Annotated in this window: 19 protein-coding genes, 4 tRNA genes and 2 pseudogenes; 16 read left to right on the top strand and 9 right to left on the bottom strand. The window is 59.7% G+C overall.

Annotation, left to right across the window (positions count from 1 at the left end; genetic code table 11):
- The first annotated feature begins 2 nt into the window (after window positions 1-2).
- From trmH to ACTG2O_RS03995, 4 genes are all read left to right on the top strand, one after another.
- On the top strand, window positions 3-734 hold the full coding sequence (gene trmH, locus ACTG2O_RS04010) for a tRNA (guanosine(18)-2'-O)-methyltransferase TrmH (protein WP_216979784.1): 732 nt from the start codon (window positions 3-5) through the stop codon (window positions 732-734).
- The gene (locus ACTG2O_RS04005; RefSeq protein WP_439975367.1) at window positions 734-1,393 is read left to right on the top strand and encodes a CatB-related O-acetyltransferase; all 660 of its coding nucleotides are present in this window, start codon (window positions 734-736) and stop codon (window positions 1,391-1,393) included. The genes trmH and ACTG2O_RS04005 overlap by 1 nt, the downstream gene beginning before the upstream one ends.
- Window positions 1,393-2,433 (top strand): alpha/beta fold hydrolase, encoded by a 1,041-nt coding sequence (locus tag ACTG2O_RS04000; protein ID WP_439975366.1) that lies wholly within the window; start codon window positions 1,393-1,395, stop codon window positions 2,431-2,433. The genes ACTG2O_RS04005 and ACTG2O_RS04000 overlap by 1 nt, the downstream gene beginning before the upstream one ends.
- Before the next feature lie 89 nt (window positions 2,434-2,522).
- Window positions 2,523-3,338 (top strand): Cof-type HAD-IIB family hydrolase, encoded by an 816-nt coding sequence (locus ACTG2O_RS03995; protein WP_439975365.1) that lies wholly within the window; start codon window positions 2,523-2,525, stop codon window positions 3,336-3,338.
- A gap of 34 nt (window positions 3,339-3,372) precedes the next feature.
- Here ACTG2O_RS03995 and ACTG2O_RS03990 read toward each other — a convergent pair whose 3' ends face one another.
- The 5 genes from ACTG2O_RS03990 to ACTG2O_RS03970 form a co-directional block, all read right to left on the bottom strand.
- Window positions 3,373-3,888 (bottom strand): ricin-type beta-trefoil lectin domain protein, encoded by a 516-nt coding sequence (locus tag ACTG2O_RS03990; RefSeq protein WP_005339265.1) that lies wholly within the window; start codon window positions 3,886-3,888, stop codon window positions 3,373-3,375.
- Window positions 3,889-4,067: 179 nt separating this feature from the next.
- A tRNA-Pro gene (locus ACTG2O_RS03985) sits at window positions 4,068-4,144 on the bottom strand.
- A gap of 76 nt (window positions 4,145-4,220) precedes the next feature.
- A tRNA-Leu gene (locus tag ACTG2O_RS03980) sits at window positions 4,221-4,306 on the bottom strand.
- 20 nt (window positions 4,307-4,326) lie between these two features.
- A tRNA-His gene (locus ACTG2O_RS03975) sits at window positions 4,327-4,402 on the bottom strand.
- Window positions 4,403-4,453: 51 nt separating this feature from the next.
- Window positions 4,454-4,530: transfer RNA gene (locus ACTG2O_RS03970), tRNA-Arg, on the bottom strand.
- A gap of 232 nt (window positions 4,531-4,762) precedes the next feature.
- On the opposite strand from ACTG2O_RS03970, the gene ACTG2O_RS03965 reads away from it, so the two are divergent.
- From ACTG2O_RS03965 to ACTG2O_RS03920, 10 genes and pseudogenes are all read left to right on the top strand, one after another.
- Complete coding sequence (locus tag ACTG2O_RS03965) at window positions 4,763-5,359, top strand: TetR/AcrR family transcriptional regulator (RefSeq protein WP_201954387.1); 597 nt, start codon at window positions 4,763-4,765, stop codon at window positions 5,357-5,359.
- Complete coding sequence (locus tag ACTG2O_RS03960; RefSeq protein ID WP_005355753.1) at window positions 5,356-6,489, top strand: efflux RND transporter periplasmic adaptor subunit; 1,134 nt, start codon at window positions 5,356-5,358, stop codon at window positions 6,487-6,489. Before ACTG2O_RS03965 ends, ACTG2O_RS03960 begins: the two co-directional genes overlap by 4 nt.
- A gap of 15 nt (window positions 6,490-6,504) precedes the next feature.
- Window positions 6,505-9,584 (top strand): annotated as a pseudogene (locus tag ACTG2O_RS03955) (multidrug efflux RND transporter permease subunit).
- Window positions 9,585-9,701: 117 nt separating this feature from the next.
- Window positions 9,702-11,669: an ATP-binding protein gene (locus ACTG2O_RS03950; RefSeq protein ID WP_193861270.1), complete on the top strand. Its 1,968-nt coding sequence runs from the start codon at window positions 9,702-9,704 to the stop codon at window positions 11,667-11,669.
- Between the two features lie 76 nt (window positions 11,670-11,745).
- Window positions 11,746-13,094 (top strand): annotated as a pseudogene (gene gorA, locus ACTG2O_RS03945) (glutathione-disulfide reductase).
- A gap of 454 nt (window positions 13,095-13,548) precedes the next feature.
- Window positions 13,549-15,243, top strand: a complete 1,695-nt coding sequence (gene kdpA, locus ACTG2O_RS03940; RefSeq protein ID WP_439975364.1) for a potassium-transporting ATPase subunit KdpA — start codon at window positions 13,549-13,551, stop codon at window positions 15,241-15,243.
- 67 nt (window positions 15,244-15,310) lie between these two features.
- Entirely contained in the window at window positions 15,311-17,368 is a 2,058-nt protein-coding gene (gene kdpB, locus ACTG2O_RS03935) for a potassium-transporting ATPase subunit KdpB (protein ID WP_439975363.1), read from the top strand.
- 62 nt (window positions 17,369-17,430) lie between these two features.
- The gene (locus ACTG2O_RS03930; RefSeq protein ID WP_005355772.1) at window positions 17,431-17,958 is read left to right on the top strand and encodes a potassium-transporting ATPase subunit C; all 528 of its coding nucleotides are present in this window, start codon (window positions 17,431-17,433) and stop codon (window positions 17,956-17,958) included.
- 126 nt (window positions 17,959-18,084) lie between these two features.
- On the top strand, window positions 18,085-20,673 hold the full coding sequence (locus ACTG2O_RS03925; RefSeq protein WP_421313167.1) for an ATP-binding protein: 2,589 nt from the start codon (window positions 18,085-18,087) through the stop codon (window positions 20,671-20,673).
- 58 nt (window positions 20,674-20,731) lie between these two features.
- Window positions 20,732-21,415, top strand: a complete 684-nt coding sequence (locus ACTG2O_RS03920; protein WP_021230453.1) for a response regulator — start codon at window positions 20,732-20,734, stop codon at window positions 21,413-21,415.
- Window positions 21,416-21,419: 4 nt separating this feature from the next.
- Here ACTG2O_RS03920 and ACTG2O_RS03915 read toward each other — a convergent pair whose 3' ends face one another.
- The gene (locus ACTG2O_RS03915; protein ID WP_439975362.1) at window positions 21,420-22,547 is read right to left on the bottom strand and encodes a multidrug effflux MFS transporter; all 1,128 of its coding nucleotides are present in this window, start codon (window positions 22,545-22,547) and stop codon (window positions 21,420-21,422) included.
- 92 nt (window positions 22,548-22,639) lie between these two features.
- Here ACTG2O_RS03915 and ACTG2O_RS03910 point away from each other — a divergent pair, with 92 nt between their 5' ends.
- Window positions 22,640-23,464: an AraC family transcriptional regulator gene (locus ACTG2O_RS03910; RefSeq protein WP_439975361.1), complete on the top strand. Its 825-nt coding sequence runs from the start codon at window positions 22,640-22,642 to the stop codon at window positions 23,462-23,464.
- On the opposite strand, the gene ACTG2O_RS03905 is transcribed toward ACTG2O_RS03910, so the two are convergent.
- Window positions 23,394-23,627, bottom strand: a complete 234-nt coding sequence (locus ACTG2O_RS03905) for a hypothetical protein (RefSeq protein ID WP_429037335.1) — start codon at window positions 23,625-23,627, stop codon at window positions 23,394-23,396. The two genes, ACTG2O_RS03910 and ACTG2O_RS03905, sit on opposite strands and share 71 nt — an antisense overlap.
- A gap of 293 nt (window positions 23,628-23,920) precedes the next feature.
- On the opposite strand from ACTG2O_RS03905, the gene ACTG2O_RS03900 reads away from it, so the two are divergent.
- Entirely contained in the window at window positions 23,921-25,171 is a 1,251-nt protein-coding gene (locus tag ACTG2O_RS03900; protein WP_439975360.1) for a valine--pyruvate transaminase, read from the top strand.
- Window positions 25,172-25,243: 72 nt separating this feature from the next.
- Here the strand turns inward: ACTG2O_RS03900 and ACTG2O_RS03895 are convergent, their stop codons facing one another.
- Window positions 25,244-25,684 carry an Hsp20 family protein gene (locus ACTG2O_RS03895; RefSeq protein ID WP_005339297.1) on the bottom strand — a complete coding sequence of 147 codons (441 nt, stop codon included), beginning with the start codon at window positions 25,682-25,684 and terminating at the stop codon, window positions 25,244-25,246.
- 92 nt (window positions 25,685-25,776) lie between these two features.
- Window positions 25,777-26,190, bottom strand: coding sequence for an Hsp20 family protein (locus ACTG2O_RS03890; protein ID WP_005339298.1), 414 nt, complete (start codon window positions 26,188-26,190; stop codon window positions 25,777-25,779).
- Window positions 26,191-26,353: the final 163 nt, after the last annotated feature.

Below are 26,353 nucleotides of genomic sequence, written 5' to 3'. Positions count from 1 at the left end.
CCATGACCCCCGAACGCTTCAAGCGCATCACCGATATGCTGGCCCAGCGTCAGCTCGATTTGACCGTCTGTATGGAAGAGGTACACAAACCTCACAATCTGGCCGCCATCGTGCGTACCGCCGATGCCATCGGCATCCACCGGGTACACGCGGTCTGGCCCAAAACCTGGATCCACAAGCGCAAAGGCACCGCCCGCGGCAGCCAGAACTGGGTGGATGTAAAACTGCACCCGGACATCGGCAGCGCCGTTGCCGAGCTGAAAGCCTCCGGCATGCAGATCCTGGCGACTCACCTCTCCGACAGCTCGGTCGATTTTCGCGCCATCGACTACACCAAACCGACCGCCATTCTGGTGGGTCAGGAGAAACACGGCATCGGTGAAGAGGCGCTGGCGCTGGCCGACCACCATATCGTCATCCCCATGGTGGGCATGGTGCAGTCCCTCAACGTTTCGGTGGCTGCCGCCGCCATCCTCTACGAGGCGCAGCGCCAACGCGAGCTGGCCGGTTGCTATCAACGCGGTTGCCCACTCACGCTGGAGGAGCAGAACAGCATCCTGTTCGAGGGGGGTTATCCTATCTATGCCCAGCTCTGCAAAGAGAAAGAGATGCCCTACCCCCAGCTCGGCCCAGCCGGTGAAATTCTGGCGGACGAAGAGTGGTGGCAACGGATGCAGCTGACCCGCAAAGGGTGGGCGCAGCAGAGCGAGCAGGACGACCTACAGGAGGAGTGATGGAGAACCCTTTTGGCAGCTGGCTGGAATCGCAAATCATCCGGGATCACCTGACCAACCCGAACATAGAGGCCGGCGACTACAGCTACTACTCCGGCTACTACCACGGCAAGCCGTTCGAGGATCACTGCGTCCGTTACCTGCTCGGCGATGGCTCGACCCGCGACACCTGGGAGAGCGGCCTCTGGGGCGAGGTGGATCGGCTGATCATCGGCAAATTCTGCTCCATCGGCTCGGGCGCCACCTTCATGTTGGCGGGTAATCAGGGCCACCGGCTGGATTGGGTCTCCACCTTTCCGTTCAACCCCGATACCTTTGGCGAAGGGGCTCGTAGTGGTTTTCTGCGCAAAGGAGATACCCGGATCGGCAACGATGTCTGGATCGGCTCGGAAGCGATGATCATGCCCGGCATCACCATAGGTGATGGCGCCGTCATCGCCACTCGTGCCGTGGTGACCAAGGATGTGGCCCCTTACACCATAGTCGGCGGCAATCCGGCCCAACCGATCCGCCGCCGTTTCAACGATGAGCAGATCGCCATGCTGCAAGAGATGCAGTGGTGGGACTGGCCTCTGCCCACACTGCAAAGCGCCATGTCGCTGCTCTGTTCCGGCGACATCGCAATGCTTTATCAATACTGGCAAACGGAGTGTGCCTGATGAAATCCCTCTCGATCCCCCTGTTGGCCCTGACCCTGTTTTCTGCCGGAGCCCTTGCCGTGACCAATCCCTATGCGCTGACCAGCGAAGCCGATGTGCCCACCCTCTACCAGCAAACCCTGCCCGACTTCTGGCGCCAGCATGCCATAGAAGGAGAGTTCAAGGGCAAGGATGGCGTCGCCATCCGCTATGCCGCGTTGCGGCAGGAGAAGGTTGATCGCGCCATCCTGATCGTCAACGGCCGGGTCGAGAGCTACCTCAAGTATCAGGAGCTGGCGTGGGATCTCTGGCGCCAGGGCTACAGCCTCTACCTTATCGACCATCGTGGTCAGGGGATGTCCGGCCGCATGCTGAACGACCATGACAAGGGTTATGTCGACCAGTTCGACGATTATGTCGTCGATATGAAGCAGTTTCACGACCAGATAATCATGGCGGACAAGCCCGCCAAGCTGTTCCTGCTGGCTCACTCCATGGGGGGGGCCATCTCGGCCCGCTATCTGGAGCGCTGGCCCGATGATATTCGCGCCGCCGTGCTCTCCTCCCCCATGCTGGGCATCAATCTGGGCGGCCTGCCCAAATGGCTGGCCAAGGGACTGGCTACCACCATAGGCACGGTCGGCGGCTGGTTTGGCGAACCACCCTATGGGCCGGGTCAGGGCCCCTATCAGGACCATGGCTTTGCCGATAACGAGCTGACTCACAGCCACTCCCGCTATCAGGCTTTCCGCCAGATTTATGAACAGCACCCGCAGATCAAGCTGGGGGGAGCCACCGCCCACTGGATTTATCAGGGGATCACCGGTGCCGATGCCGCCATTGCCGATGCGGGCGCCATCAAGACGCCGCTGCTGCTACTGCAGGCTGGCAACGACAGCGTGGTGGACAACGCGGCGCAGGATGCGTTTTGCACCAAAGCCCGCTGTGAAGGGGGCAAGCCGCTGCGAATTGAAGGGGCCTGGCACGAGCTCTTCATCGAAGCCGACGACAAACGCCAGCCCGCACTGACCGCCATGCTCGATTTCTTCGCCCGCTACTAGGCTGGCTATTTTTTGTAACCCTAAATAAATGGGGTGACCATACAGGCTGGGGTAAACTGCCCCCGCTTTCAATTGATGCCGAGGTAAAGATGTTCAAGGTAGTTGTATCCGATCTCGATGGAACTCTGCTCAACAAGCAGCACCAGATCTCCTCCCGCACCCGGGAGACCGTCCGCCGTCTGGTTGAGCAGGGCGTGAAATTCGTGGTCGCCACCGGCCGTCACCACGTCGATGTACGCAGCTTCCGCGATGCGCTCGGTCTGGATATCTACCTCATCACATCCAACGGCGCCGTGGTGCATGACAAACAGGGCAAACTGGTGTTCAACCAGCCGCTGCCGACCGACATCGCCGCCGAGCTGGTTGCACTCGAACGTGACCCATCCATCCATCTCAACGTCTATCAGGGCGATGACTGGGTGGTCGAGGAGGAGCTGCCCTGGTTGCTGCAATTCCACGACGAATCCGGCTTCACCTATCGTCTGGTCGATGACCTGAAACAGGAGTCGATGGAGCAGATCAACAAGGTCTTCTACATCGGCGAGCACGAGAAGCTGCTGAAGATCGAGGCGCACCTCAACCAGCGCTATGGCGACCAGCTCAACGTCACCTTCTCATTGCCAGACTGCCTCGAAGTGATGCACGCCGGGGTGCACAAAGGTAATGCGGTGCGTGCAGTGCTGGAGCAGAACGGGTTCGATATGTCGGAGGCGATCGCCTTCGGCGATGGCATGAACGACTTCGAGATGCTGACCATGGTGGGACGCGGCATCGTGATGGGCAACGCCCATGATCGCCTGAAAATAGCGCTGCCGGAGTATGAGCAGACCCTCACCTCCGACGAAGATGGCGTCGCCGTCTATCTGGAAAAGCTGTTCGAACTGGAGAGCGTCAGCGCAGCCTGATCCTCTTCAGCCAGCCATCCGATTCAGCAAAGCCTCACCATGTGAGGCTTTGTTTTTTCAGGGTTTCCAGCCAGGGATTGGGCCGCTGCCAGCTGAAGCTCTGGTTCGCCCCGCCGTAGCATTCAGCCAACCGCAGCGGCGTGCCGGGGGTATGACGTCGCCCGGCCACATCGAGGCAGCGGGAGACCTTGCTATTGAACAGCCTGTCTTTCTGCCACTCCCACTGCGCCTGACCGTCACAGGGTGCCAGCATCACTTCGCTGTCGTTTTTGGCTTGCAAACAGAGATCCTGCAGGCGCAACTCACCCAGATCCCACTCGAACAGTTGATCGTCTTTTCCGCTGCAAGGTTGTGCCAACACCTTCTGTTGGGACACCGCAACGCAAAAATCTCCGCTGGTCAGCAAGGGGGAGAGAGAACGCTCCTCCTGCGGTTGTGATGCAATGGAGCCCATCATCACATCGGTGGATGGCGGCTTGATGGTACAGCCACCCAGCAGCAAGGCAGCCAGCAGGGCGGGAGAGCAAGCAAAGGAAATTTTGTTATTCATGGAAAAATGCCTGAAATGGGCCGATGACATCCGGTTGTCAGTGACTCGAGGCTGAAGCATAACCGAAAGGCGGGGCGCGCTGCCCAAATAGAGTGTAAACAGACGTAACAGGGAGAGAGTACTGGCCCAGCGGAGGCCAGAAAGCAAAAAACCCCGCCGAAGCGAGGTTTTTCTAAATGTGGTCGGTGATAAAGGATTCGAACCTTTGACCCTCTGGTCCCAAACCAGATGCGCTACCGGACTGCGCTAATCACCGAGGCTATTTCTTTCAAAATAGTTTACTTCAAAAAAACAAAGACGACCTGATAGTCATCCTCGTCATACAGCAAGTATGGTGCGAAGAGAGGGACTCGAACCCTCACACCCGGGGGGCACTAACACCTGAAGCTAGCGCGTCTACCAATTCCGCCACCTTCGCGTACCTGACAAGCTGTAAAATGGGGTGGCTGATGGGGCTCGAACCCACGACAACCGGAATCACAATCCGGGACTCTACCAACTGAGCTACAGCCACCACAGCTGTTTTCGTTCCACAACAACGCCCGTTTAACCGACGCACTTTTGATGGTGCGCCCGACAGGATTCGAACCTGTGACCTCTGCCTCCGGAGGGCAGCGCTCTATCCAGCTGAGCTACGGGCGCTACGCTGTCGAACGGGGCGCATTATTAATGATGGGTGCTGGTTTGTCTACACTTTTCTGTCACCGAAACACTGTTCGTTGTTTTTTCAAGCACATTGCACACTTTTCTTCCAATACTCCCCAGCTGACAGCCGAAAAGGGGCAGATCGCAGTCGCAAATCGCCTTGCTGCCTTGACTTGATTTGATGCCCATCTAGAATGAATGAACGTTCATTCAATCGAAAGTCACACTGATGATTCTGGATAAAAAAGAGAGCATCTTCAACGCGGCCCATGAGGTACTGGGTGAACGGGGTTTTCATGGTCTGTCGATTGCGGAAGTCGCCAAGAAAGCCAATGTTGCCACCGGCACCATCTATCGCTACTTCGGCGACAAGGATGATCTGATCCGGCAACTGCACCAGCACACTATCTTGCAGTGTGTGCCCATGGTCATGGCCGATGTAGCAATCGATAAAGTTTCATTTCAACAATTTCGCCAATTATGGCTCAATATTCATGCCATTTTTGTTAACGAACCCAACGCTATCCGGTGCAAATTGCAGTACGAGAGCTCTCCGCTAGGGGCAGAATTGGAGACCAATCCTGTCATTCTGGCCGCCTGGGAGCCTCTGGACCGATTTTTTGAACAGGGCGTTGAACAAGGATTGTTTATTGATTTACCGATACGGGCACTCCAGGTGTTGAGTCTGGACAGTGTCATGCATCTGGCCCTGCAGTGCAGGGTGCACAACATCACGCTGACCGAATCGCAGTTGGAAACCGCGATCCGGGCCAGCTGGAATGCCATTTTATCCCCCATTCTTTCCACCTCAGGAGCCTGTTCATGAAAAAGTGGATGGCCATTATGTTGCTGATAGCGATCGCCTTGTTTGGCAGCGTCATCGGCTTCAATTTGTTCAAACAGAAGATGATTGCCCAATACATGGCCAACCGGCCGGAACCCGAGTTCCCCGTCACCGCCATGGTGACCAAGGCGCAGGATTGGGTACCGACCATCGAAGCGATCGGCTTCATCGAGCCGAATCAGGGGGTGACCCTCTCCACCGAACTGGCAGGTACCATTGACGCCATCACCTTCGAGTCAGGCAAACCGGTCAAGGCAGACCAGTTGCTGCTGAGCCTGGACTCCACCGTAGAGCGGGCCAATCTGCGCGCCTCCCAGGCCAAGCTGCCGGCGGCAAAAGCCAAGTTCGATCGTTTCCAGAACCTCTACAAGACCAGCTCCATCTCCAAAGAGCAGCTGGATGAGGCGGAAGCGGCCTATCGCTCACTGGAAGCAGATATCGAGAGTCTGAAGGCGACCATTGCCCGTCGTGAAGTCCGTGCGCCCTTTAGCGGCGTGGTCGGCCTGCGCAATGTGTTCCTCGGTCAGTATCTGCAGCCGGGCACCGATATCGTGCGCCTGGAAGATACCAGCGTGATGCGCCTGCGCTTTACCGTGCCCCAGACCGATATCTCCAAAATCAAGCTGGGCCAGACCATCAAGATCAATGTGGATGCCTATCCGCAAACCCAGTTTGACGGTCATATCACCGCCATCGAGCCTGCGGTCAACTTCCAGAGCGGCCTGATCCAGGTACAGGCAGACATTCCGAACAACGACGGTCAGCTCCGTTCCGGTATGTTCGCCCGCGCCAGCATCATTCTGCCGACGGTGAAAGATCAGATCGTGATCCCGCAGACCGCTATCTCCTTCACCCTTTACGGTCAGAACGTCTACGTGCTCAAAGAGGGCGAAGAGACCGACAAAGAGGGTAACAAGGTGAAAGTGCTGCGAGCCAAGCAGGTTGTGGTCAAGGCCGGTGAGCGCCGTGGCAACGATGTGCATGTGCTCTCCGGCATCCAGGCCGGTGACCAGATCGTACTGTCGGGTCAGGTTCGCCTGAGCAACGACACCAAGGTGCATGTGGTCGAGAACGATGCCCTGGCCGTTCCGGCACAAACCCCGATGCTGTAAGCGCGGAGATCTGCGATGCGATTTACTGACATATTTATAAAACGGCCTGTGCTGGCGATCTCGCTCAGCTTCCTGATCGCCTTGCTGGGCTTTCAGGCCATCTTCAAGATGCAGGTACGGGAATACCCCGAGGTGACCAACACGGTGATCACCGTCAGCACTGGCTACTATGGCGCCAGTTCTGATCTGATCCAGGGGTTCATCACCCAGCCGCTGGAACAGGCGGTCGCGCAAGCCGACAACATCGACTTCATGACCTCCTCCAGCCAGCTGGGCAGCTCCACCATCACCGCGTACATGAAGCTCAACACCGACCCCAACGCCGCGCTGTCCGACATCCTGGCGAAGGTGAACTCGGTGCGCTCCCAGTTGCCGAAAGAGGCGGAAGACCCTTCGGTCACCTCCTCCACCGGTTCAACCACGGCGGTGCTCTACCTCGGCTTTACCAGCCCGGAGCTCAACTCCAGCCAGATCACCGACTATCTGGAGCGGGTTATCAAGCCGCAGCTCTTTACCGTGGGCGGTGTCTCCAAGGTTGATCTCTACGGCGGTGTCGAGTTTGCCCTGCGGGTATGGCTGGATCCGGCCAAGATGGCGGCCTTCAACCTGACCGCCAGCGACGTGATGACGGTGCTCAACAGCAACAACTATCAGTCCGCGACAGGTCAGGCGACCGGTTACTTCACCCTGTTCAACGGCAACGCCGAGACCCAGGTCAAAGATGTCGACGAACTGAAGCGTTTGGTCGTTGCTACCCGTGACGGCAAGGTGATCCGCCTTTCCGACATTGCCAAGGTGACCCTCGAGAAGAGCCACGACATCTATCGCGCCAGCGCCAACGGCCGCGAAGCAGTGGTCATGGCGGTCAACGCCGCGCCGACAGCCAACCCCATCAACATCGCACACGATGTGCTGGCGTTGCTGCCGAGCCTTGAGCGCAATATGCCGAGCACCATGCGTCTCAACGTGATGTATGACTCCACCGTGGCGATCAACGAGTCCATCCACGAGGTTATCAAGACCATCCTGGAGGCAGCCGCCATCGTTCTGGTGGTCATCACCCTGTTCCTCGGTTCGTTCCGCGCGGTCATCATCCGATCATCACCATTCCGCTCAGTCTTATCGGCGTAGTGATGATGATGGATATGTTCGGCTTCTCGATAAACCTGATGACCCTGCTGGCGATGGTGCTGGCGATCGGTCTGGTGGTGGATGACGCCATCGTGGTGCTGGAGAACGTCGACCGCCATATCAAGGAGGGGGAAGAACCGTTCCGGGCCGCCATTATCGGTACCCGTGAAATTGCGGTGCCGGTTATCGCCATGACGGTTACTCTGGCGGCGGTATACGCCCCTATCGCCCTGATGGGGGGTATAACAGGCTCCCTGTTCAAGGAGTTTGCCCTGACGCTGGCCGGTGCCGTGTTCGTCTCGGGCATCATCGCCCTGACTCTGTCACCGATGATGTGTTCCAAGATGCTCAAGGCCAACGAGCAACCGGGCAAGTTCGAGAGCACGGTCCACCACCTGCTGGAGCGGATGACCGATCGCTACGACAGCATGCTGCACGCCGTGATGAAAAAGCGCCCCGTCATCGTGGTGTTCGCCGTCATCGTCTTCGCCAGCCTGCCGTTGCTGTTCAAGTTCATCCCGAGCGAACTGGCACCGTCAGAGGACAAGGGGGTAATGGCCGTGCTGGGTACCGCACCGTCCAACGCCAACCTGGACTACATCGAAAACACCATGGCGGATGTGAACAAGATCCTGGACGACCAGCCCGAGATCGCCTTCTCCCAGGTCTTCTCCGGGGTGTTCAACGCCAACCAGGCGTTCGGTATCGCCTCCATGGTGCCCTGGAGCCAGCGTGAAGCGAGCCAGAAAGAGGTGCTGGACCGGGTCGCCAATCTGGTGAAAGACATCCCGGGTATGGCCATCACCACCTTCCAGTTCCCGGAACTGCCGGGCGCATCGAGTGGTCTGCCGATCCAGTTCGTCATCACCACCCCGAACAGCTTCGAAAGCCTGTTCCTGGTGGCAGGTGAAATTCTGGCAGCGGCGCAGAGTAACGGTCAGTTCGTCTATTCGGATCTCGATCTGAACTACGACTCCGCCACCATGAAGATCCGCATCGACAAGGACAAGGCGGGTGCCTATGGCATCACCATGCAGGATATCGGAATCACCATGGGCACCATGATGGCGGACGGTTACGTCAACCGTATCGACCTGGATGGCCGCTCCTACGAGGTGATCCCGCAGGTCGAGCGCAAATACCGTCTCAATCCGGAGTCCATCAAGGGCTATTACGTGCGGGCCGCAGACGGCAAGTCGATCCCGCTCGGCAGCCTGATCAGCATTGAAGTGGTTGGCGAGCCCCGCGCCCTGCCCCACTTCAACCAGCTGAACTCCGCCACCATTGGCGCCGTTCCGGCTCCGGGCGTGGCCATGGGTGATGCGATCAACTGGTTCCAGACCACCGCCGACGAGAAGCTGCCGCAAGGCTATCGTTACGACTTCATGGGTGAAGCCCGTCAGTTCGTCACCGAAGGCAATGCGCTCTATGCCACCTTCGCGCTGGCACTGGCCATCATCTTCCTGGTGCTGGCAATCCAGTTCGAGTCGGTGCGTGACCCGCTGGTCATCATGGTCTCTGTACCGCTCGCCATCAGCGGGGCCTTGATTGCCCTGGCATGGGGTATGGCGACCATGAACATCTACTCCCAGGTGGGCCTCATTACCCTGGTGGGTCTGATTACCAAGCACGGTATCCTGATCTGTGAAGTAGCAAAGGAAGAGCAGTTGCTGCGCGGCATGAACCGGATGGAAGCCGTGATGCAGGCTGCCAAGGTGCGTCTGCGTCCGATCCTGATGACCACTGCCGCCATGATTGCCGGTCTGATCCCGCTGCTCTACGCCGCTGGCGCCGGTGCGGCACAGCGTTTCAGCATCGGTATCGTCATCGTGGCAGGTCTTGCCATCGGTACCCTGTTCACCCTGTTCGTGCTGCCGGTGATCTACACCTATCTGGCTTCCGAGCACAAACCCTTGCCGGTATTCGATGAAACCATTCCGCCCAAAGCAAACGGCGGACATTAATCATCAATCACATGCAAAGGCCCCGATACGGGGCCTTTTTATGCTTCGCAGGAAAGACGACATAAGTGCATGAAGCAGTTAAACTAAAAAACACCACATCCAGACCGCAAGGACGCCATGTCAGGACTCTTCACCAAGACCGCCAGGGCCGTAGGCCGCAACGGACTCTCATATCGCCTGCTCTCCTACATTCTGGTGTGCAGTACCGTATTGGCGATGATCATTACGGCGCTGCAACTCGCGTGGGATTACCGCAAGGATGTCGCCGTCATCGAAGACAGCATCGGCCAGATCGAGGCCTCGTTCCTGCAACCCATCGCCGCCAGCTTGTGGAACCTGGATGAAGAGCAGGTCAAAGTGCAAATTGAAGGGATCATGAACCTGCCCAACATGCAGTTCGTGATGGTCAAGGAGATGCTCGGCAACTCCGAAGTCCCGCTGCTGACCCAGGGGGTCGAGCGGGAAAGCTATGATATCTCCCGCGAATTCAACCTCACCTATCAGGGTGAAATCGTCGGCAAGCTGTTCGTTGCCGCCTCTCTCGAGCAGATCTACCAGCGCCTCATCGAAAAATCGGTGCTGATCATGGTCAGCCAGACCATCAAGACCCTGGTGGTCTCATTTTGCATCCTGATCATCATTTACTATCTGGTGGTCAGGCACATCAACCGCATCGCCAACTACGCCCAGAAGTTCAACCTCGATCGGCTCGACATGGAGCTGGAGCTGGAAGGCCGCCCGCAGCCACGCAAGAAACCCGATGAGCTGGATACCCTGGTCTCCACCCTCAACCAGATGCGTACCCGACTGCGTGACGAGCTGGTTGCTCGCCATCAGGCGGTCGAACAACTGCAAAAGGAACGGGACTTCTCCGCCACCCTGATCAACTCCGCCAACATGGTCATCTGCTGCATGGAACCGGATTTGACCATCGCCAGCATCAACCCGGCAGCCATACTGCTGACCGGCTACCACCAGCAGGAGCTGTTGCAACACAACTGGCTGGATCTCTTTGTCAGCCCGGCGCAGCGGGAAGAGCTGAACGATATTCTGGCGGCGGAAGGTTCACTGGCCGACAAAGAGGTCATCATGCATGACCAGCAGGCCCATGAGCTGGTACTGCAATGGACCTTCGTCCCCTTCTACGATGGTCCCAACCTCAAGTACCAGATCGGCTTCGGCTACGACATCACCCAGCTGAAAAAGGTCGAGCGGGAGATTATCCAGCTCAACGAACAGCTGGAAGGCAAGGTGGTGGAGCGTACCCGCAGCCTGAGCGAAGCCAACAACCAGCTGGGCAAGGCGTACGACGACCTGAAGCAGGCCCAGCAAACCCTGGTGGAGTCCGAGAAGATGGCCTCCCTCGGCTCGCTGGTAGCCGGGGTGGCACACGAGATCAACACTCCGATCGGCATCAGCGTGACCGCCTCCTCCTACCTGCAGGAGCGGGTCGCCGACTTCAAGTCCCATATCGACTCCAAGCAGCTGTCGCGCTCCTATCTCAACGAGTTCACCGTCAACCTCGACGAGTCGATGCAGCTGCTGCAGAGCAACCTGCGGCGCGCCTCCGAGCTGATCGCCAGCTTCAAACAGGTGGCTGTCGACCAGTCATCGGAAGCACGCTACAACTTCAGCCTCGCCGACAACCTCCATCAGGTGGTGGTCTCGCTTGGCCACAAACTGAAGAAGAGCCAGTGCGAAGTGGATATCCAGTGCGATCCCAAGCTGTCGATCTTCTCCTTCCCGGGCAGCTTTACCCAGATCTACTCGAACCTGATCCTCAACTCCATCAACCACGGGTTCGACAGCTGGGACAAACCGAAGAAGATCACCATCAAGGTGGAACAGCAGGGAGAGGAGCTGTTTATCGACTACTCGGACAACGGCCGCGGCATCCCGCCCGAAATCTTGCCGCGCATCTTCGATCCCTTCGTCACCTCCAAGCGGGGTCAGGGGGGCAGCGGTCTGGGCACCCACATCATCTACAACCTGGTGGTGCAACTGCTGAAAGGCCGTATCAGCTGTGCCAGCGAACCGGGCCAGGGCGCCCAGTTCCATATTCGCCTGCCGATCCAACATAACTGAGCGCTGGCTCTTGTGAGCCAGCCGCTTTATCCCCATCATGCTGTGATTGCATTCTTAATGAGCGGAGAACCTCGCAATGGCACAGCATTTTGACTATATCGCCATCGGCGGCGGCAGCGGCGGTATTGCTTCTGCCAACCGGGCTGCCATGTACGGTAAGAAAGTTGCCCTGATTGAAGCCAAAGAGTTGGGTGGAACCTGCGTCAACGTAGGCTGCGTACCGAAGAAGGCCATGTGGTATGCCGGCCAGATCGCCGATGCCCTGAAATATGGCGCCGACTACGGCTTTGACACCACCCTAAACCACTTCAACTGGGCCAAGCTGGTCGAGTCCCGCCAGGCCTACATCGGCCGCATCCACCAGTCCTATCAGAACGTGCTGGGCAAGAACCAGATCACCGTTATCAAGGGCTTCGCCCGCTTCGTCAGCAGCAACACCATCGAGGTTAATGGCGAGCACTACACGGCCGATCATATCCTGATCGCTACCGGTGGCCGCCCGGAAATTCCGGCGATCCCGGGTGCCGAGCTGGGTATCGACTCCGACGGTTTCTTCGATCTGCAAAGCCAACCCAAGCGGGTTGCCGTGGTTGGAGCTGGCTACATCGCAGTCGAGATCGCTGGCGTGATGCAGGCTCTGGGCTCCGAGACCCATCTGGTGGTGCGCAAGCACGCGCCGCTGCGCAACTTCGACCCCATGATCCACGAGACTCTGGTCGAAATCATGGCGCAGGATGGGCCCAAGCAGCACACCCACGCCATTCCCAAAGCCGTGCTCAAGAACGCTGACAACAGCCTTACCCTGCAACTGGAAGATGGTCGCCACCTCACCGTCGACTGCCTGATCTGGGCCATCGGCCGGGTACCGGCTACCGACAACCTCAATCTGGCCGCCGCAGGCATCGCGCTGGACGAGAGGGCTTTATCCCGACCGACAAGTTCCAGAACACTTCCGTCGCCAACATCTATGCAGTGGGTGACAACACGGGTCGCATCCAGCTCACCCCGGTGGCCGTCGCTGCGGGCCGTCGCCTCTCCGAGCGGCTGTTCAACAACAAGCCCAACGAGCACCTCAACTACGATCTGGTGCCGACCGTGGTGTTCAGCCACCCGCCCATCGGCACCATCGGCATGACCGAACCGGAAGCTATCGCCGAATACGGCGAGGACCAGGTGAAGGTCTACCGCAGCCAGTTCACCGCCATGTACTCGGCACTGACCCAGCATCGCCAGCCCACCCGGATGAAGCTGGTCTGTGTCGGCCCGGAAGAGAAGGTGGTCGGTTTGCACGGTATCGGCTTTGCGATGGACGAGATCCTGCAAGGCTTCGGCGTCGCCATGAAGATGGGCGCCACCAAGGCGGACTTCGACAACTGTGTCGCAATCCACCCCACCAGTGCGGAAGAGTTTGTGACAATGCGATAAGCACGTTGCAGGCTGACCTGCCACTATCAGGTCATCTTCATCCACTAGCGTTCAAACCCGGCTCAGGCCGGGTTTTTTGATCACTCCTCGCTATTTCTCTCGCAAATCCGTCGTTCTTTACGCCGATTTTACGCCTGCCACATGGCGCTTTATGGCGCCTTTACGCCTGTTTTACATACCCTTTTCAGCGTCAATGACACCAACAGAGTCGATATGGTCTTACATCGACTCTCGCAGCTAATTATCTCAATGGAGTCGATATGAATTGGCTATATCTGCTGCTCGTCCTCGCCTTGATGGCCTATCTGATGCGCGCACTCACGCGCAGTCACGAGTGAGGGACTACCTATATGCAGCAAGAAATTATCTACCCGGTGGCCAGCAAACTGCCGAGCCTCGTGAGCAATCCAATGCGTGCCCTGACGCACCGTGACCACGAGTGAGGAACTAGAACATGTGGCAAGAAATAATCTATCCGGTGGCCTTCGTGCTGCTGGTTCTGCTGCCTGCACCGCTGCTGGGCAACTACATCTACCGGGTATTTGAAGGCAAAATCCGCTGGTTGGCACCGGTCGAGCGCGCCACACTGGCTTGCTGTGGCACCGATGGGCGGGAGCAGGACTGGAAGTCCTACGCCCTCAGCCTGCTGGCCTTCAACGGCGCCGGTTTCGGTCTGCTGTTCCTGATCCTGATGGCGCAGGGGTTGCTGCCCCTCAACCCGCAACAACTGCCGGGTCTGAGCTGGCAACTGGCATTCAACACCGCGGTCAGCTTTATGACCAACACCAACTGGCAAGCCTATTCCGGTGAGGCCAGCCTCTCCTACTTCAGCCAGATGGTGGGCCTGACCACCCAGAACTTCGTCTCCGCAGGGACGGGCGCCGCCGTCGCCATTGCTCTGTTCCGCGGCATCGCCCGCCAGCAGACCATCAACCTTGGCAACTTCTGGCAGGATCTGGTCCGTTTCTGCCTCTATGTGCTGCTGCCCATCGCGCTGATCATGGCGCTGGTGCTGGTGTGGCAAGGGGTGCCGCAAAGCCTCTCCGCCTATCTGCCGTTCCACGGTGTGGAGGGTCAGGAGCAACTGCTGCCCCTCGGCCCGGCGGCCTCGCAGATCGCCATCAAGCAGCTTGGCTCCAACGGCGGCGGCTTCTTCGGCATCAACTCGGCACATCCGTTCGAGAACCCGACCGCCCTCTCCAACTGGCTGGAGATGGTCGCCCTGCTCACCATCGCTGCCGCCATGGTCTTTACTCTGGGCCGCTATGTGAAAGACATGGCCCACAGCCGCGCCATTCTCGGCGCCATGACCCTCATGCTGGTGCTGGGGCTCTTCGTCTCCCTCTCCCAGGAGCTGAAACCGGATCACGCCCTCGCCCAGCTCACCACTGACGCCAGCAACATGACTGGCAACTGGGAAGGCAAGGAGAGCCGCTTCGGCCCTGTGCTCTCCAGCATCTGGGAAGTGGCGACCACTGCCGCCTCCAACGGTGCCGTTAACGCCATGCACGACAGCTTTACTCCGCTCGGCGGCATGGTGGGCATGATCAACATGCTGCTGGGTGAGGTCATCTTCGGCGGGGTCGGCTCCGGTATCTACGGCATGATGCTGTTCGTGTTGCTGACCGTGTTCCTGTGCGGCCTGATGGTGGGACGTACCCCGACCTATCTGGGCAAACGCCTCGGCATCACCGAAATGAAGTGGGTCGTCGCCAGCATGCTGGTCATGCCGGTGGGTGTTTTGGTGATCGGTGGTGTCACCCTACTGATGCCGGATGCCAGCACCATCATCGGCCATGATGGCCCGCACGGTCTGTCACGCCTCATCTATGCCTACGCCTCGGCTGCCGGCAACAACGGCTCCGCCTTCGCCGGTTTTGCCGCCGGTGACAACTGGCAGTGCATCGCCATCGGTCTGGCCATGCTGCTCGGTCGCTTCGGCTACATCATTCCGGTACTGGCCATCGCCGGTCAGCTGGCCCGTGCGCCCCGTCAGGAGAAGAGCGAAGGGGACTTCCCCATCAGCGGCCCGCTGTTCGTTGCCCTGCTGATTATCACCGTCCTACTGATAGGTGGCCTCTCCTTCCTGCCGGTGCTGGCACTGGGCCCGGTGGCTGAACATCTGAGTCTGATCGGAGGTGCATTCTGATGAACCTGACCCTGTCGATCACCATCCGGATGCCAATGGCCAACTATCTGATGCTGGGAGCTTTCCAATGAGCAAGTCCACTGCAATGAGCACCGACACCATGTTGGTGAAGGGCAACAAACAGAAATCACAGATCATCCAGGCAATGGTTGAGGCCCTTTATCGCTTCAATCCCAAGGCGCTGTTTGGCAGTCCCATCCTGTTCACCCTCTGGCTGGCCGCAGTCATGGCGACGGTGGAGTCACTGCTGGGGCAGCCCTTCTCGGGGGTTGCCCCCTCGCTGGCCTGGCAGCTGACTGCCTGGCTCTGGCTCACCCTCTGGTTTGCCAACTTCGCCGAGACGCTGGCCGAAGGTCGCGGCAAGGCGCGGGCCGACAGCCTCAAGGCGGGCATGAGCCAGCTCAAGGCCCGTCGGGTGGCTAACGCAAAAGATGGTCAGGGCGAATGGGTACCCGCCACCAGCCTGATGAAGGGGGATCTGGTGCTGGTACGCAGCGGCGAGATGATCCCGGCCGACGGTGAAGTGATCGCCGGCATCGCCTCGGTCAACGAGGCGGCCATCACCGGTGAATCCGCCCCCGTCATCCGCGAGTCAGGTACCGACCGCAGCGGCGTAACCGGCAACACGACGGTCGTCTCCGACGAGATCTGGGTGCGCGTCAGCAACAATCCGGGCGAGAGCACGCTGGATCGGATGATTGCACTGGTGGAAGGGGCCAAGCGCCAGAAGACTCCCAACGAGATGGCGCTCGACGCCCTGCTGGTGGGCCTGACCCTGATCTTCCTGTTGGTAGTCGCCACCCTGCCCTGGTTCCTCGACTACAACGGCACCCAGGTCCCGCGTCTCTACCTGATCGCTCTCTTTATCACCCTGATCCCGACCACCATCGGCGGCCTGCTCTCCGCCATCGGCATTGCCGGTATGGATCGACTGGTGAAGCTGAACGTCATCGCCAAGTCTGGCCGTGCCGTGGAAGCGGCCGGTGACGTGCGCACCCTGCTGCTGGACAAGACCGGCACCATCACCTTCGGTAACCGGATGGCGGATGAGCTGATCCCGGCCCCCGGCGTCGACCCTGCCCTGCTGGCACAAGCCGCCATGCTGGCCTCGCTGGGTGACAACACCCCGGAGGGCAAATCCATCCTGACTCTGGCCAGCAAGAGCATGGCCAAGCCGAGCCAGCTGGAGAGCGACAAGGTGATCCCTTTCAGCGCCGAGACTCGCCTGAGCGGACTGGATCGCAACGGTCATCAATATCGCAAGGGTGCGGTGGATGCCGTGTTGAACTACCTCAGCCTCGACCGCAAGGCGGTGCCTGAGCTGGTGCTCAAGTCAGTCGACAGCATCGCCCGTCAGGGTGGGACTCCGCTGCTGGTCTGCACTCAGGAGAAACTGCTGGGGGTGGTCTACCTCAAGGACATCATCAAACCCGGTATCAAGGCTCGCTTCCAGATCCTGCGCCACATGGGAATTCGCACCGTAATGATCACCGGCGACAACCCGAAAACGGCCGCCGCCATCGCCGCTGAAGCCGGGGTGGATGACTTCATCGCCGAAGCGACGCCGGAGAAGAAGCTCGCCTATATCCGGCAGGAGCAGGCTGATGGTCGTCTGGTTGCCATGTGCGGCGACGGTGCCAACGATGCACCGGCACTGGCACAGGCTGATGTGGGTCTGGCCATGAACGAGGGTACCCAGGCCGCCAAGGAGGCGGGCAATCTGGTGGATCTCGACTCCAACCCCACCAAGCTGCTGGACGTGGTGCTGGTCGGCAAACAGCTGCTGGTGACCCGTGGCGCCCTGACCACCTTCTCCATCGCCAACGACGTGGCCAAGTACTTTGCCATCCTGCCGGCCCTGTTCATTGCCGCCTACCCGCAACTGGGCGCGTTGAACCTGATGCAACTGGGCAGCCCGCAGAGCGCCATCCTGTCGGCCATCATCTTCAACGCCCTGATCATTGTGGCGCTGGTGCCGCTGGCACTGCGCGGTGTCGACCTGAAAGGGTCGGCCGCCAGCCTGCTGCGCCGCAACCTGTTGATCTACGGGGTCGGTGGTCTGCTGGTGCCGTTTATCGGCATCAAGCTGATCGATCTGGTCATTACCGGCCTGGGTCTGGTGTAACGACATAACCGGGATGCGGGGCAGACCCGCATCCCCAGCCATCCATTTGGAGCAAGAGAATCATGATAGCAATCAGAACCCTGTTGACCCTGACCCTGCTGCTGGGAGTGGGTTATCCGCTGGCGGTCACCGGACTGGCCCAACTGCTGTTCCCCTGGCAGGCCAACGGCAGCCAGCTCACCGACAGCAAACAGCAACTGATCGGTAGCGCCCTGCTGGGGCAGAAATTCGAGCGAGCTGACTACTTCCATCCCCGCCCCTCAGCCAGCGATTTCAACACCATAGGCGGCAGCGCCAGCAATCTGGGGATGAGCTCACCGCTGCGGGCAGAGTTTGCCGAACAGGCAGCCAAGGCTCAGCCTGGAACCAGCTCCCCCGCCATGCTGACCCGCTCCGCCTCCGGCCTCGATCCCCACCTGCCGCTGGATGCGGTGCTGGCTCAGGTCGACCGCGTCGCCAAAGAACGTGGACTGGATCCCGCCCAACTGACAGAGCAGGTCAAGTCGGCCACACAAGCTGGTATCCTTGGCCCGCAGGTGGTCAACATTCTCCAGCTGAATCTGCAACTGGATCATAAAAAGGGCGCCTGATGGCGCCCATTCCGGTTTGGTGATGACCTCGATTTTCGAAACGGGCAGTTGGCTCGATAGGGATAACAATGGCTGATGTAGCAAGCGCTGATGCCCTGCTGACGAGTCTGATGCAGGAGCATGGGGATGCGTGATGAGGTAAGGGCCGACGCCCTGCTGGCGAGCCTCGAACAGGAGCACAAGGGCAAGCTGAAGGTGTTTCTCGGGGCCGCTCCCGGCGTCGGCAAGACCTACGCCATGCTGCAGGCGGTGCGGGAACAGGCCAAAGAGGGGGTCGACATCCTGATCGGCGTGGTGGAGACCCATGGCCGTCAGGAAACACTGGCTCTGCTCGACAAGCTCGCCATCATGCCGCGCAAGATCCACATGCACCGCCAGCAGCGACTGGAAGAGATGGATCTCGACGGCCTGCTCGCCCGCAAACCGGCCATCGCCGTGGTGGACGAGCTGGCCCACAGCAACGCCCCCGGCAGCCGCCACGAGAAGCGCTGGCAGGATGTGGAGGAGCTGCTCAACGCCGGGATCGACGTCTACAGCACCCTCAACGTGCAGCATCTGGAGAGCCTCAACGATCTGGTGTGGCAGCTGACCGGGGTCAGGGTGAAAGAGACTCTGCCCGATCAGGTGCTGCTGGAAGCCGACAGTCTGGTGCTGATCGACCTGCCCCCCAAGGAGCTGCTCGGCCGACTCAAGGAGGGCAAGGTCTATGTGCCCCATCAGGCCAAGGCGGCGCTGCAATCCTTCTTCTCCCTCAACAATCTCACCGCATTGCGGGAGCTGGCGATGCAGACTGCCGCCAGCCATGTGGAGGGCGATCTGCAACTGCAATGGCAGGCAGCAGGCAAGAGCACCTTGCCGCTGCGGGGCAAGCTGATGGTTTGCCTCGGTGACCTGCACGGCTCGGCGCTGGTGCGCTACGGCCACCGCTTTGCCCAGCGCCGTCAGCTCCCGTGGCTGGTGGTGCATGTCGACAGCAATGGCCGCCGCTCTGCCGATGTGGAGCAGGCGCTGGCGCTCGCCTCCCACCTCGGCGCCAAGGTGCTGACGCTATCCAGCCCGGCGGTCGCCAACACCCTGCTGGAGACCGCCGAACAGCAGCAGGTCTCCCAGCTGCTGCTCGGCAAACCCCACAAGGCACCGTGGCGTCGCTCGCTGGTGCAACACCTGCTCAAGCAGGCGCAGGGGCTCGAAATCACGTTGGTCGATACCGAGAAGCAGAAGCCCGAAGTGGGAATGCGCATCCCGACCCCGAAGGATATTCACCACAGCCTGCTGGCGGTGACCATCATGGGGATCACCTCGGCCGCCGCCTGGGGGCTCTCCTACTGGCTGCCCCCCGCAGCGTTACCGCTCATCTTCGTGCTGGGGGTGCTGGCGACGGCCCTCACCACCAGTCTGGTACCCGCCACGCTGGCGGCTGTGCTGGGCTTTATCGCCCACAATCTGCTCTTCACCGCCCCCTACTTCTCCCTGAGTGTCGCCAACCACAGCGACCTGCTCACCCTGTTTGTGCTGCTTATCGTCGGCATGACGGCGGGACGGCTCGCCTCCCGCCAGCGGCAACAGCTGATCGGCCTGCGCGAGACCCAGCAGCTGGGCAATGCTCTGCTCTCCCTCAGTCAGGGGCTGGCCACCGCCAGCAGCCCGGAGGAGGTGCTCAGACAAGGTGCCCAGGCCATTTCGCTGGCGCTCGGCCAGCCGACCGTGGTGATCGACAAGGAGTTCAACGATCGGCTCGGCAACGAGAAGCACAGGCCCGGCCAGACCGACAAGGCGGCCATCGACTGGTGTCTGGCCCAGAAACAGAGCGCCGGGGCCCACACTGCGACCCTCAATGCCGCCGAGGCCCAGTATCACCACCTCAGCGATGATCTGGTGATCGGCATAACGCTGGCCAATCCGCTCTCCTCCTCTGCCGAGCATCAGCTGCAGGCGCTGCTCACCGACATTCGCGCCGCACTGGCGCGGATCGACCTCAACGAGCGGCTGGCCGACAGCCAGTTGCAGGCTGAGACCGACCGGATGCGCGCAGCCTTGCTCTCCTCGGTCTCCCACGATTTGAAGACCCCCTTGGCGACCATCATGGGGGCTGGCAGCACCCTGCTGGAATATGGTGACCGGATTCCCGCCGAAGACCGTGACGAACTGCTCCACTCGGTACAGGAGGAGGCACGCCGCCTCCACAGCTATGTGCAGAATCTGCTGGATATGACCCGCATCGGCTCCCCCGACTTCCAGCTGAAACGGGACTGGGTCGATCTGGCGGATCTGGTGGAGAGCGCCCGCAAGCGGCTCGACTCCTCTTGGCGCCAGCACAAGCTGCTGGTCCATTTCGATCAGCATGTGCCCCAGCTCTATGTCCATGGCGCCCTGATCGAGCAGGTGCTGGTCAACATCCTCGACAACGCCTCCCGCTACTCGCCGGCAGGCACCCCCATAGAGTTCAAGGTGATGGTGGCCGAGCCCGACCTCATCATCGACATCATCGATATCGGGGTCGGTATCGCCGAATCGGATCGGGAGAAGATCTTCAACCTCTTCTACACCCAGCCGGTTGGCGATTGCGGCAGCCGCGGCACCGGGCTTGGCCTCGCCATTTCCCGCGCTATGATAGAGGCCCACGGCGGCAAGATTTGGGCCTTCTCCGGCCCCAATGGCAACGGCACCTGCATGCGCATCTCCCTGCCGCTCGCCCTCAATTCACCGGAGGTCTGATGGTTGACCGCCAGATCGGGTCACTCAGCCCCTCCCACCATTCGCCTCTGGAGGTTCGATGGCGCACATTCTGGTCATAGATGATGAAGCGGCGATCCGTCGCTTTCTGCGGATCAGCCTGATTGCCGAAGGGCATCAGGTGAGTGAGGCGGTGGGGGTCAATGAAGGGCTGGAGCAGTATCGCCACCTCAACCCCGATCTGGTGATCCTCGATCTCGGTCTGCCGGATGGCGATGGCATTCAGGTGTTGCAGGCCATTCGCGAGCATCACCCCAATCCGGTGCTGGTGCTGTCGGCACGCGATTCCGAGCAGGAGAAGGTGCGGCTGCTGGATGCCGGGGCCAACGACTACATGAGCAAGCCGTTCGGCATCGGCGAGATGATGGCCCGCATTCGCGTGCTCTTGCGCCAGCGGGCTGGCGTCAGCAGCGGCGAGCGGCGTCACTTCCCCCAATGCGGGCTGACGCTGGATATCAGCAGTCACAAGGTGACCATGAGAGAGGAGGAGATCCCCCTCTCCCGCAAGGAGTTCGCTCTGCTGCAGGCGCTGGTGTGCCACCCCGGCAAGCTGGTGATGCAGACCCAGCTTCTCAACGACATCTGGGGGCCGAGCCACAAGGAGGACACCCACTACCTGCGCATCGTCATCGCCAGTCTGCGCAAAAAGCTGGGGGATAACCCCCAGCAACCGACGCTTATCGAGACCGAATCCGGTATTGGCTACCGCTTTATCGGCAACTGACGTTTCACGTGGAACGACGCCCGCTGCAAATCAGCGCCAGCAGACCGCAGCCACTCAGCAACAGGCCGAGATCCTGCAATCCGGCCGCCACCGCCAACCCCAGACTGAGCAGCAGGTAGTAGCCAAGCCCGAACAGGGCGCCAGCACTGCCTGCCACTTCGCGATAGGCCAACAGCGCCTGACTCAGCACATTGGGAATAGCCAGCCCGAAAGCGACGACGACACCCATCATGGGCAACAGGAACCAGAGGCTGGCCTGAGTCGCCCATACCAGCAGCCCGGTAACCAGCGCCAGAGCGCAAGCCAGTCTGACCAGAGATGACGGCAGCCACCCCCTCCCCAAGAGATGCTTGTTGAGCAGGCTGCCGAGCAGAGTCGCCTGCGCCAGCAAGATCCCCGAATAGCCAAACTCGCCGGTGCTCAATCCCAATCCGGCAAACAGGAACGGGGCCAGACTGTAGTAGCCAAACAGCATAGTGTTGAACAGGGCGACCAGCATGGCACTGCGCCAGAGTCCGCCATCCTTCATCATCCGACACGCCAGCGGCCAGAGTGCGACTTGCCGGGTGGTGGCCGGACGGGTTTCCGGCAGTTGCCAGCAGGTCACCAGCAGCAAGCCTACCGCCAGTATCAGCAAACCGCTGAACACCCCGAGATAGCCGAACCCGCTCGCCAGCTGGCCGCCACTGAGCAGCCCCAGCACCGGGCTCAAGGAGAGCGCTATGCCCATCACCGAGAAGACCCGTGCCAGATCGCTGCCCTGATAGCTATCGCGCAGCATGGTCTGGGTCACCACGGAGCCCACGGCGGCGCCAAAGGCCGCGATGACCCGGGCCAGCAGCAGGGTTTCAAACTGGTTGGCCAGCAGCGCCAGCAAGGTGCCGACACCATAGGTGAGCAGACCCGCCAGCATGGCGGGACGCCGCCCAATCAGATCGCAGAGCCGTCCCCAGCAGACCACGCCCACCGCAAACGCCAGAAAATAGACCGACAGGGTCTGGGATGCCTGCCCCTCGCTCACCCGAAACTGGCTGGCGATGTGGGTCAGTACCGGGCTGTAGATGGTCTCCACAATCTGGGGAAACATCATCAATCCCACCACCAGCCAGAGCGGTGGCAACTTGTTGTTCATGACAAACCTCCTTCACAAGAGGTCGCCATTCTAGAGAGATGCCGACTGTCTGATTACAATAAGCAGGACTATAAACATCAAAAATCGGACATATGGCCTTTATTCTTCCCGATCACCCTTTTGACCCCGACCAGCTGATGGGCAGCGTGATCGGCATCGCCTCCGCCCTCGGCTGGCACGACTCAGGACTGCATCAGCATCAGCGCCATCAGCTGCTGTTCGCTCAATCCGGCTGCATGACCATGGAGCTGGAAGGTCGGGTCTGCCTGCTGCCACCCACCCGCGTGGCCTGGCTGCCAGCGGGCACCGCCCACAGGATCTTGATGCGTGGCGTGGTGGCCTACCGCTCTCTCTACTTCCAGCCGCACCCCGAGTTGCCCGGCACGGTGGAGGTGCTGGCGGTCAATCCGCTGCTGCACGAACTGATCGAACGGATGGCGCTCTGGCCGTGGGACAAACCGCAAAAGCAGCAGCAACGGACGGTGGCACTGTTTATGGAGGAGTTGGAGCAGGCACCGCGGGAGTCGTGGCAGTTGCCGCTGCCGACGGATCCCAGACTGGGCGACTGGCTACAGCAGTTGAAACGGGGGGATGCCCTGCCCGATCGGCTCAACCGGCTGGCCGAGCGGGTGGGTGCCAGTGACAAGACCATTGGCCGCATCTTCATGCGGGAGACCGGCATGAGCTATCAGGCGTGGCGTCAGCAGTGGCGGCTGTTGCGCGCCATGGAGCTGCTGGCCGAAAGCGAGTCCATCAGCCGGATTGCCGCTGCGCTGGAGTTCTCCAGCGACAGCGCCTTTATCAGCTTCTTCAAACAACATACGGGACAGACCCCCCTGCGCTACCTCAACTCTCGGGGTGAGTCGCCACAGCCTGACTCGCCTCCACCACCAGGGTATCCAGCACTAGCGGTTTGAGATTGTGCAGCGCATCCTGCACCACGGCATGAGATGCCTGTTGCAACTCGCTCTGCACATCTTGCTCCAGCTGGGCACTCTCCAGCTCGGGCCGCGGGTTTTCGTTGGCCATCACGTTCAGGCTCAGGGCACTCACAATCAGGGTAGCGATCAGGCTTTTCATCTGGTTTGCTCCGGTATGGTTGAGATGACCAGATAACTATTCCAATAGTTGTGCCAATCCTCACGCAATTCATAACATGATGATTTTGTTTAAGTTAACTATATCTCGATACCAAATTGAGTCGCAAAATGCATCCCACTCGGTCATTTTTAAACCAACAGTTGGTGCTTTTAACCACGCTTGATTTTTGCACCATGTTCCACGTGGAACGTCCCATCTTTTTGATCGACACCCGCTTTTAAACTGAGCTATGGTGCTACATCCCCGTAACTCAAATCTGGATCTGTCACTGAATGGAATTTTCCTTGTTCGGCGAGAAGTTCACTCGCCACGCTGGCATTACCCAACTCATGGATGACCTCAATCAGGGGCTGACCAATCCGGACGCCATCATGCTGGGTGGCGGCAATCCAGCCCCCATCCCCGCCATGCTGGAACGCTTTCAGGCCGAGGCCAAGAGCCTGCTCGACAACGGCGAGCTGGTCAAAGCGATGGCCAACTACGACGGCCCACAGGGCAAAGACAGGTTCACCAGGGCGCTGGCCGCCCTGCTAAGCAAGGAGCTGGGATGGGATATCTCGGCCCGCAATATCGCCCTGACCAACGGCAGCCAGAATGCCTTCTTCTACCTGTTCAACCTGCTGGCCGGCGAATTTGCCGATGGCCGCAAGAAGAAGGTGCTGTTCCCGCTCGCCCCCGAATACATCGGCTATGCCGACTCGGCGCTGGCGGACGACTACTTCGTGGCCTACAAGCCCACCATCGAGAAGCTGCCCGATGGCCAGTTCAAATACCACGTGGATTTCGAGAGTCTGCAGGTAGGTGACGATATCGGAGTGATCTGCGTCTCCCGCCCGACCAACCCGACCGGCAATGTGCTGACCGACGAAGAGATCGAACATCTCGATCAGATCGCCCGCGACAAGGGAATCCCGCTGCTGATCGACAACGCCTACGGCGTCCCCTTCCCGGGCATCATCTTCAGCGAAGCCAAGCCATTCTGGAACGCCAACACCATCCTCTGCATGAGCCTCTCCAAGCTCGGCTTGCCGGGCACCCGCTGCGGCATCGTCATCGCCGACGAGAAGATCATTCAGGCCATCACCAACCTGAGCGGCATCATCAATTTAGCGCCGGGTAGTCTGGGCCCCGCCATCACCATTCCGATGATCGAGAGCGGCGAGATCATCACCCTCAGCAAACAGGTGGTGAAGCCCTTCTATCAGCAGAAGGCGGAGCTGGCGGTGCAACTGCTGCGCGAAGCGATCCCTGACCCGCGCTTCCACATTCATAAACCGGAAGGCGCCCTCTTCCTCTGGCTCTGGTTTGAAGGCTTGCCGATCCACTGTCAGGAGCTCTATGAGCGACTGAAGGCGAAGAACCTGCTGATCGTGCCGGGTCACTACTTCTTCCCCGGCATTGATGACCCCGAGTGGCGCCACAGCCAGGAGTGCATCCGCCTCAACTACTCCCAGAGCGAGGAGCTGGTGCGCCGCGGCATCGCCATTCTGGCCGACGAGATAAACGCCCTCTACGCTGGTTAATCCAATCCAGCGATACAAAAACAGAAAGGCCTGCAGATGCAGGCCTTTGTTGTTTATCGCGATCCGGTTTGCTTAGCCGGGCAACGCCAGCTGCTCGGGTTTACCGATGGGGATGGCTCGGGGCTTGAGCGCCTCGGGCAACTCGCGAGCCAGATCGATGGTCAACAGACCATGCTCCAGCTTGGCGCCCTGCACTTCCACGTGCTGGCTCAGCTTGAAGGCGAGCTCGAAGTCACGCTCGGCAATTCCCTGATGGAGGAACTGACGCTCACCGGCCGCAGCCCCTTTGCGCCCCTTCACCTTGAGGGTGCCGTTTTCGGTCTCCAGCTCCAGCTCTTCGCGCTCGAAGCCAGCCACGGCGACCGTGATGCGATAGCCATCCTGATCGCGCTTTTCAATGTTGTACGGGGGGTAAGCGGCGGTCTTCTGCTCGAACAGACCTTCCAGCTCACGGGCCATCCGCTCGAAGCCGACGGCGTTGGAATAGAGATGAGAGAAATCGAGGTTACGCATAATCCTATCCTTCTAATAAGCAACAGGTTCAACTCTCCACAGGCCCGTTATCGGCACCCGGGAAATTTTAAAATTTCAGTGAATTCAGGCTATCAGCCGTTGATCTCGATCTTGCGCGGCTTCATCGCCTCGGGCACTTCACGCACCAGCTCGATGTGCAGCAAGCCGTTTTTCAGGTCGGCCCCTTTCACCCGCACATAGTCGGCCAGCTGGAAGCGGCGCTCGAAACCACGTTCGGCGATCCCCTGATAGAGATAGTTGCGCCCGGTGTCGGCCTGCTTGTTGCCCTTCACCGTCAACAGATTTTCCTGGAAGCTCAGCTCCAGCTCTTCCTGGGTAAAGCCCGCCACCGCCATGCTGATGCGGTAGTCGTTGTCACCCAGTTGCTCGATGTTGTAGGGGGGATAGCCGGCATTGCCATTGCTGGCCGCAGATTCGATGAGATTGGCCAGACGATCGAAACCGATGGCAGAACGATAGAGCGGAGAAAAGTCGATAGAACGCATAGTATTACCCTCTTATGAGCGATAACGGATTGTTTGCCCTCCTTATGGACGGGCGCCTGGTCGAAACCTCTGTCGAGCGTTCCGGCCTTGTTACCTATATAGGGGCTCACTTTTTCCTTTCAAGGGGATTTTTTCAAATTTTTTAAATGACCGCACCGACCTG

It is taken from the genome of Aeromonas sp. 61P (genome assembly GCF_051919545.1).
Taxonomy (GTDB): domain Bacteria; phylum Pseudomonadota; class Gammaproteobacteria; order Enterobacterales; family Aeromonadaceae; genus Aeromonas; species Aeromonas veronii.
The sequence above is the reverse complement of the archived record's forward strand: the minus strand, read 5'-3'. Positions and strand labels throughout refer to the sequence as shown.

Bases quoted from the DNA above. Each gene is read 5' to 3' on its own strand.
- trmH (WP_216979784.1), top strand. From the start codon at position 3: ATGACCCCCGAACGCTTCAAGCGCATCACCGATATGCTGGCCCAGCGT.
- ACTG2O_RS04005 (WP_439975367.1), top strand. From the start codon at position 734: ATGGAGAACCCTTTTGGCAGCTGGCTGGAATCGCAAATCATCCGGGAT.
- ACTG2O_RS04000 (WP_439975366.1), top strand. From the start codon at position 1,393: ATGAAATCCCTCTCGATCCCCCTGTTGGCCCTGACCCTGTTTTCTGCC.
- ACTG2O_RS03995 (WP_439975365.1), top strand. From the start codon at position 2,523: ATGTTCAAGGTAGTTGTATCCGATCTCGATGGAACTCTGCTCAACAAG.
- ACTG2O_RS03990 (WP_005339265.1), bottom strand. From the start codon at position 3,888: ATGAATAACAAAATTTCCTTTGCTTGCTCTCCCGCCCTGCTGGCTGCC.
- ACTG2O_RS03965 (WP_201954387.1), top strand. From the start codon at position 4,763: ATGATTCTGGATAAAAAAGAGAGCATCTTCAACGCGGCCCATGAGGTA.
- ACTG2O_RS03960 (WP_005355753.1), top strand. From the start codon at position 5,356: ATGAAAAAGTGGATGGCCATTATGTTGCTGATAGCGATCGCCTTGTTT.
- ACTG2O_RS03950 (WP_193861270.1), top strand. From the start codon at position 9,702: ATGTCAGGACTCTTCACCAAGACCGCCAGGGCCGTAGGCCGCAACGGA.
- kdpA (WP_439975364.1), top strand. From the start codon at position 13,549: ATGTGGCAAGAAATAATCTATCCGGTGGCCTTCGTGCTGCTGGTTCTG.
- kdpB (WP_439975363.1), top strand. From the start codon at position 15,311: ATGAGCAAGTCCACTGCAATGAGCACCGACACCATGTTGGTGAAGGGC.
- ACTG2O_RS03930 (WP_005355772.1), top strand. From the start codon at position 17,431: ATGATAGCAATCAGAACCCTGTTGACCCTGACCCTGCTGCTGGGAGTG.
- ACTG2O_RS03925 (WP_421313167.1), top strand. From the start codon at position 18,085: ATGCGTGATGAGGTAAGGGCCGACGCCCTGCTGGCGAGCCTCGAACAG.
- ACTG2O_RS03920 (WP_021230453.1), top strand. From the start codon at position 20,732: ATGGCGCACATTCTGGTCATAGATGATGAAGCGGCGATCCGTCGCTTT.
- ACTG2O_RS03915 (WP_439975362.1), bottom strand. From the start codon at position 22,547: ATGAACAACAAGTTGCCACCGCTCTGGCTGGTGGTGGGATTGATGATG.
- ACTG2O_RS03910 (WP_439975361.1), top strand. From the start codon at position 22,640: ATGGCCTTTATTCTTCCCGATCACCCTTTTGACCCCGACCAGCTGATG.
- ACTG2O_RS03905 (WP_429037335.1), bottom strand. From the start codon at position 23,627: ATGAAAAGCCTGATCGCTACCCTGATTGTGAGTGCCCTGAGCCTGAAC.
- ACTG2O_RS03900 (WP_439975360.1), top strand. From the start codon at position 23,921: ATGGAATTTTCCTTGTTCGGCGAGAAGTTCACTCGCCACGCTGGCATT.
- ACTG2O_RS03895 (WP_005339297.1), bottom strand. From the start codon at position 25,684: ATGCGTAACCTCGATTTCTCTCATCTCTATTCCAACGCCGTCGGCTTC.
- ACTG2O_RS03890 (WP_005339298.1), bottom strand. From the start codon at position 26,190: ATGCGTTCTATCGACTTTTCTCCGCTCTATCGTTCTGCCATCGGTTTC.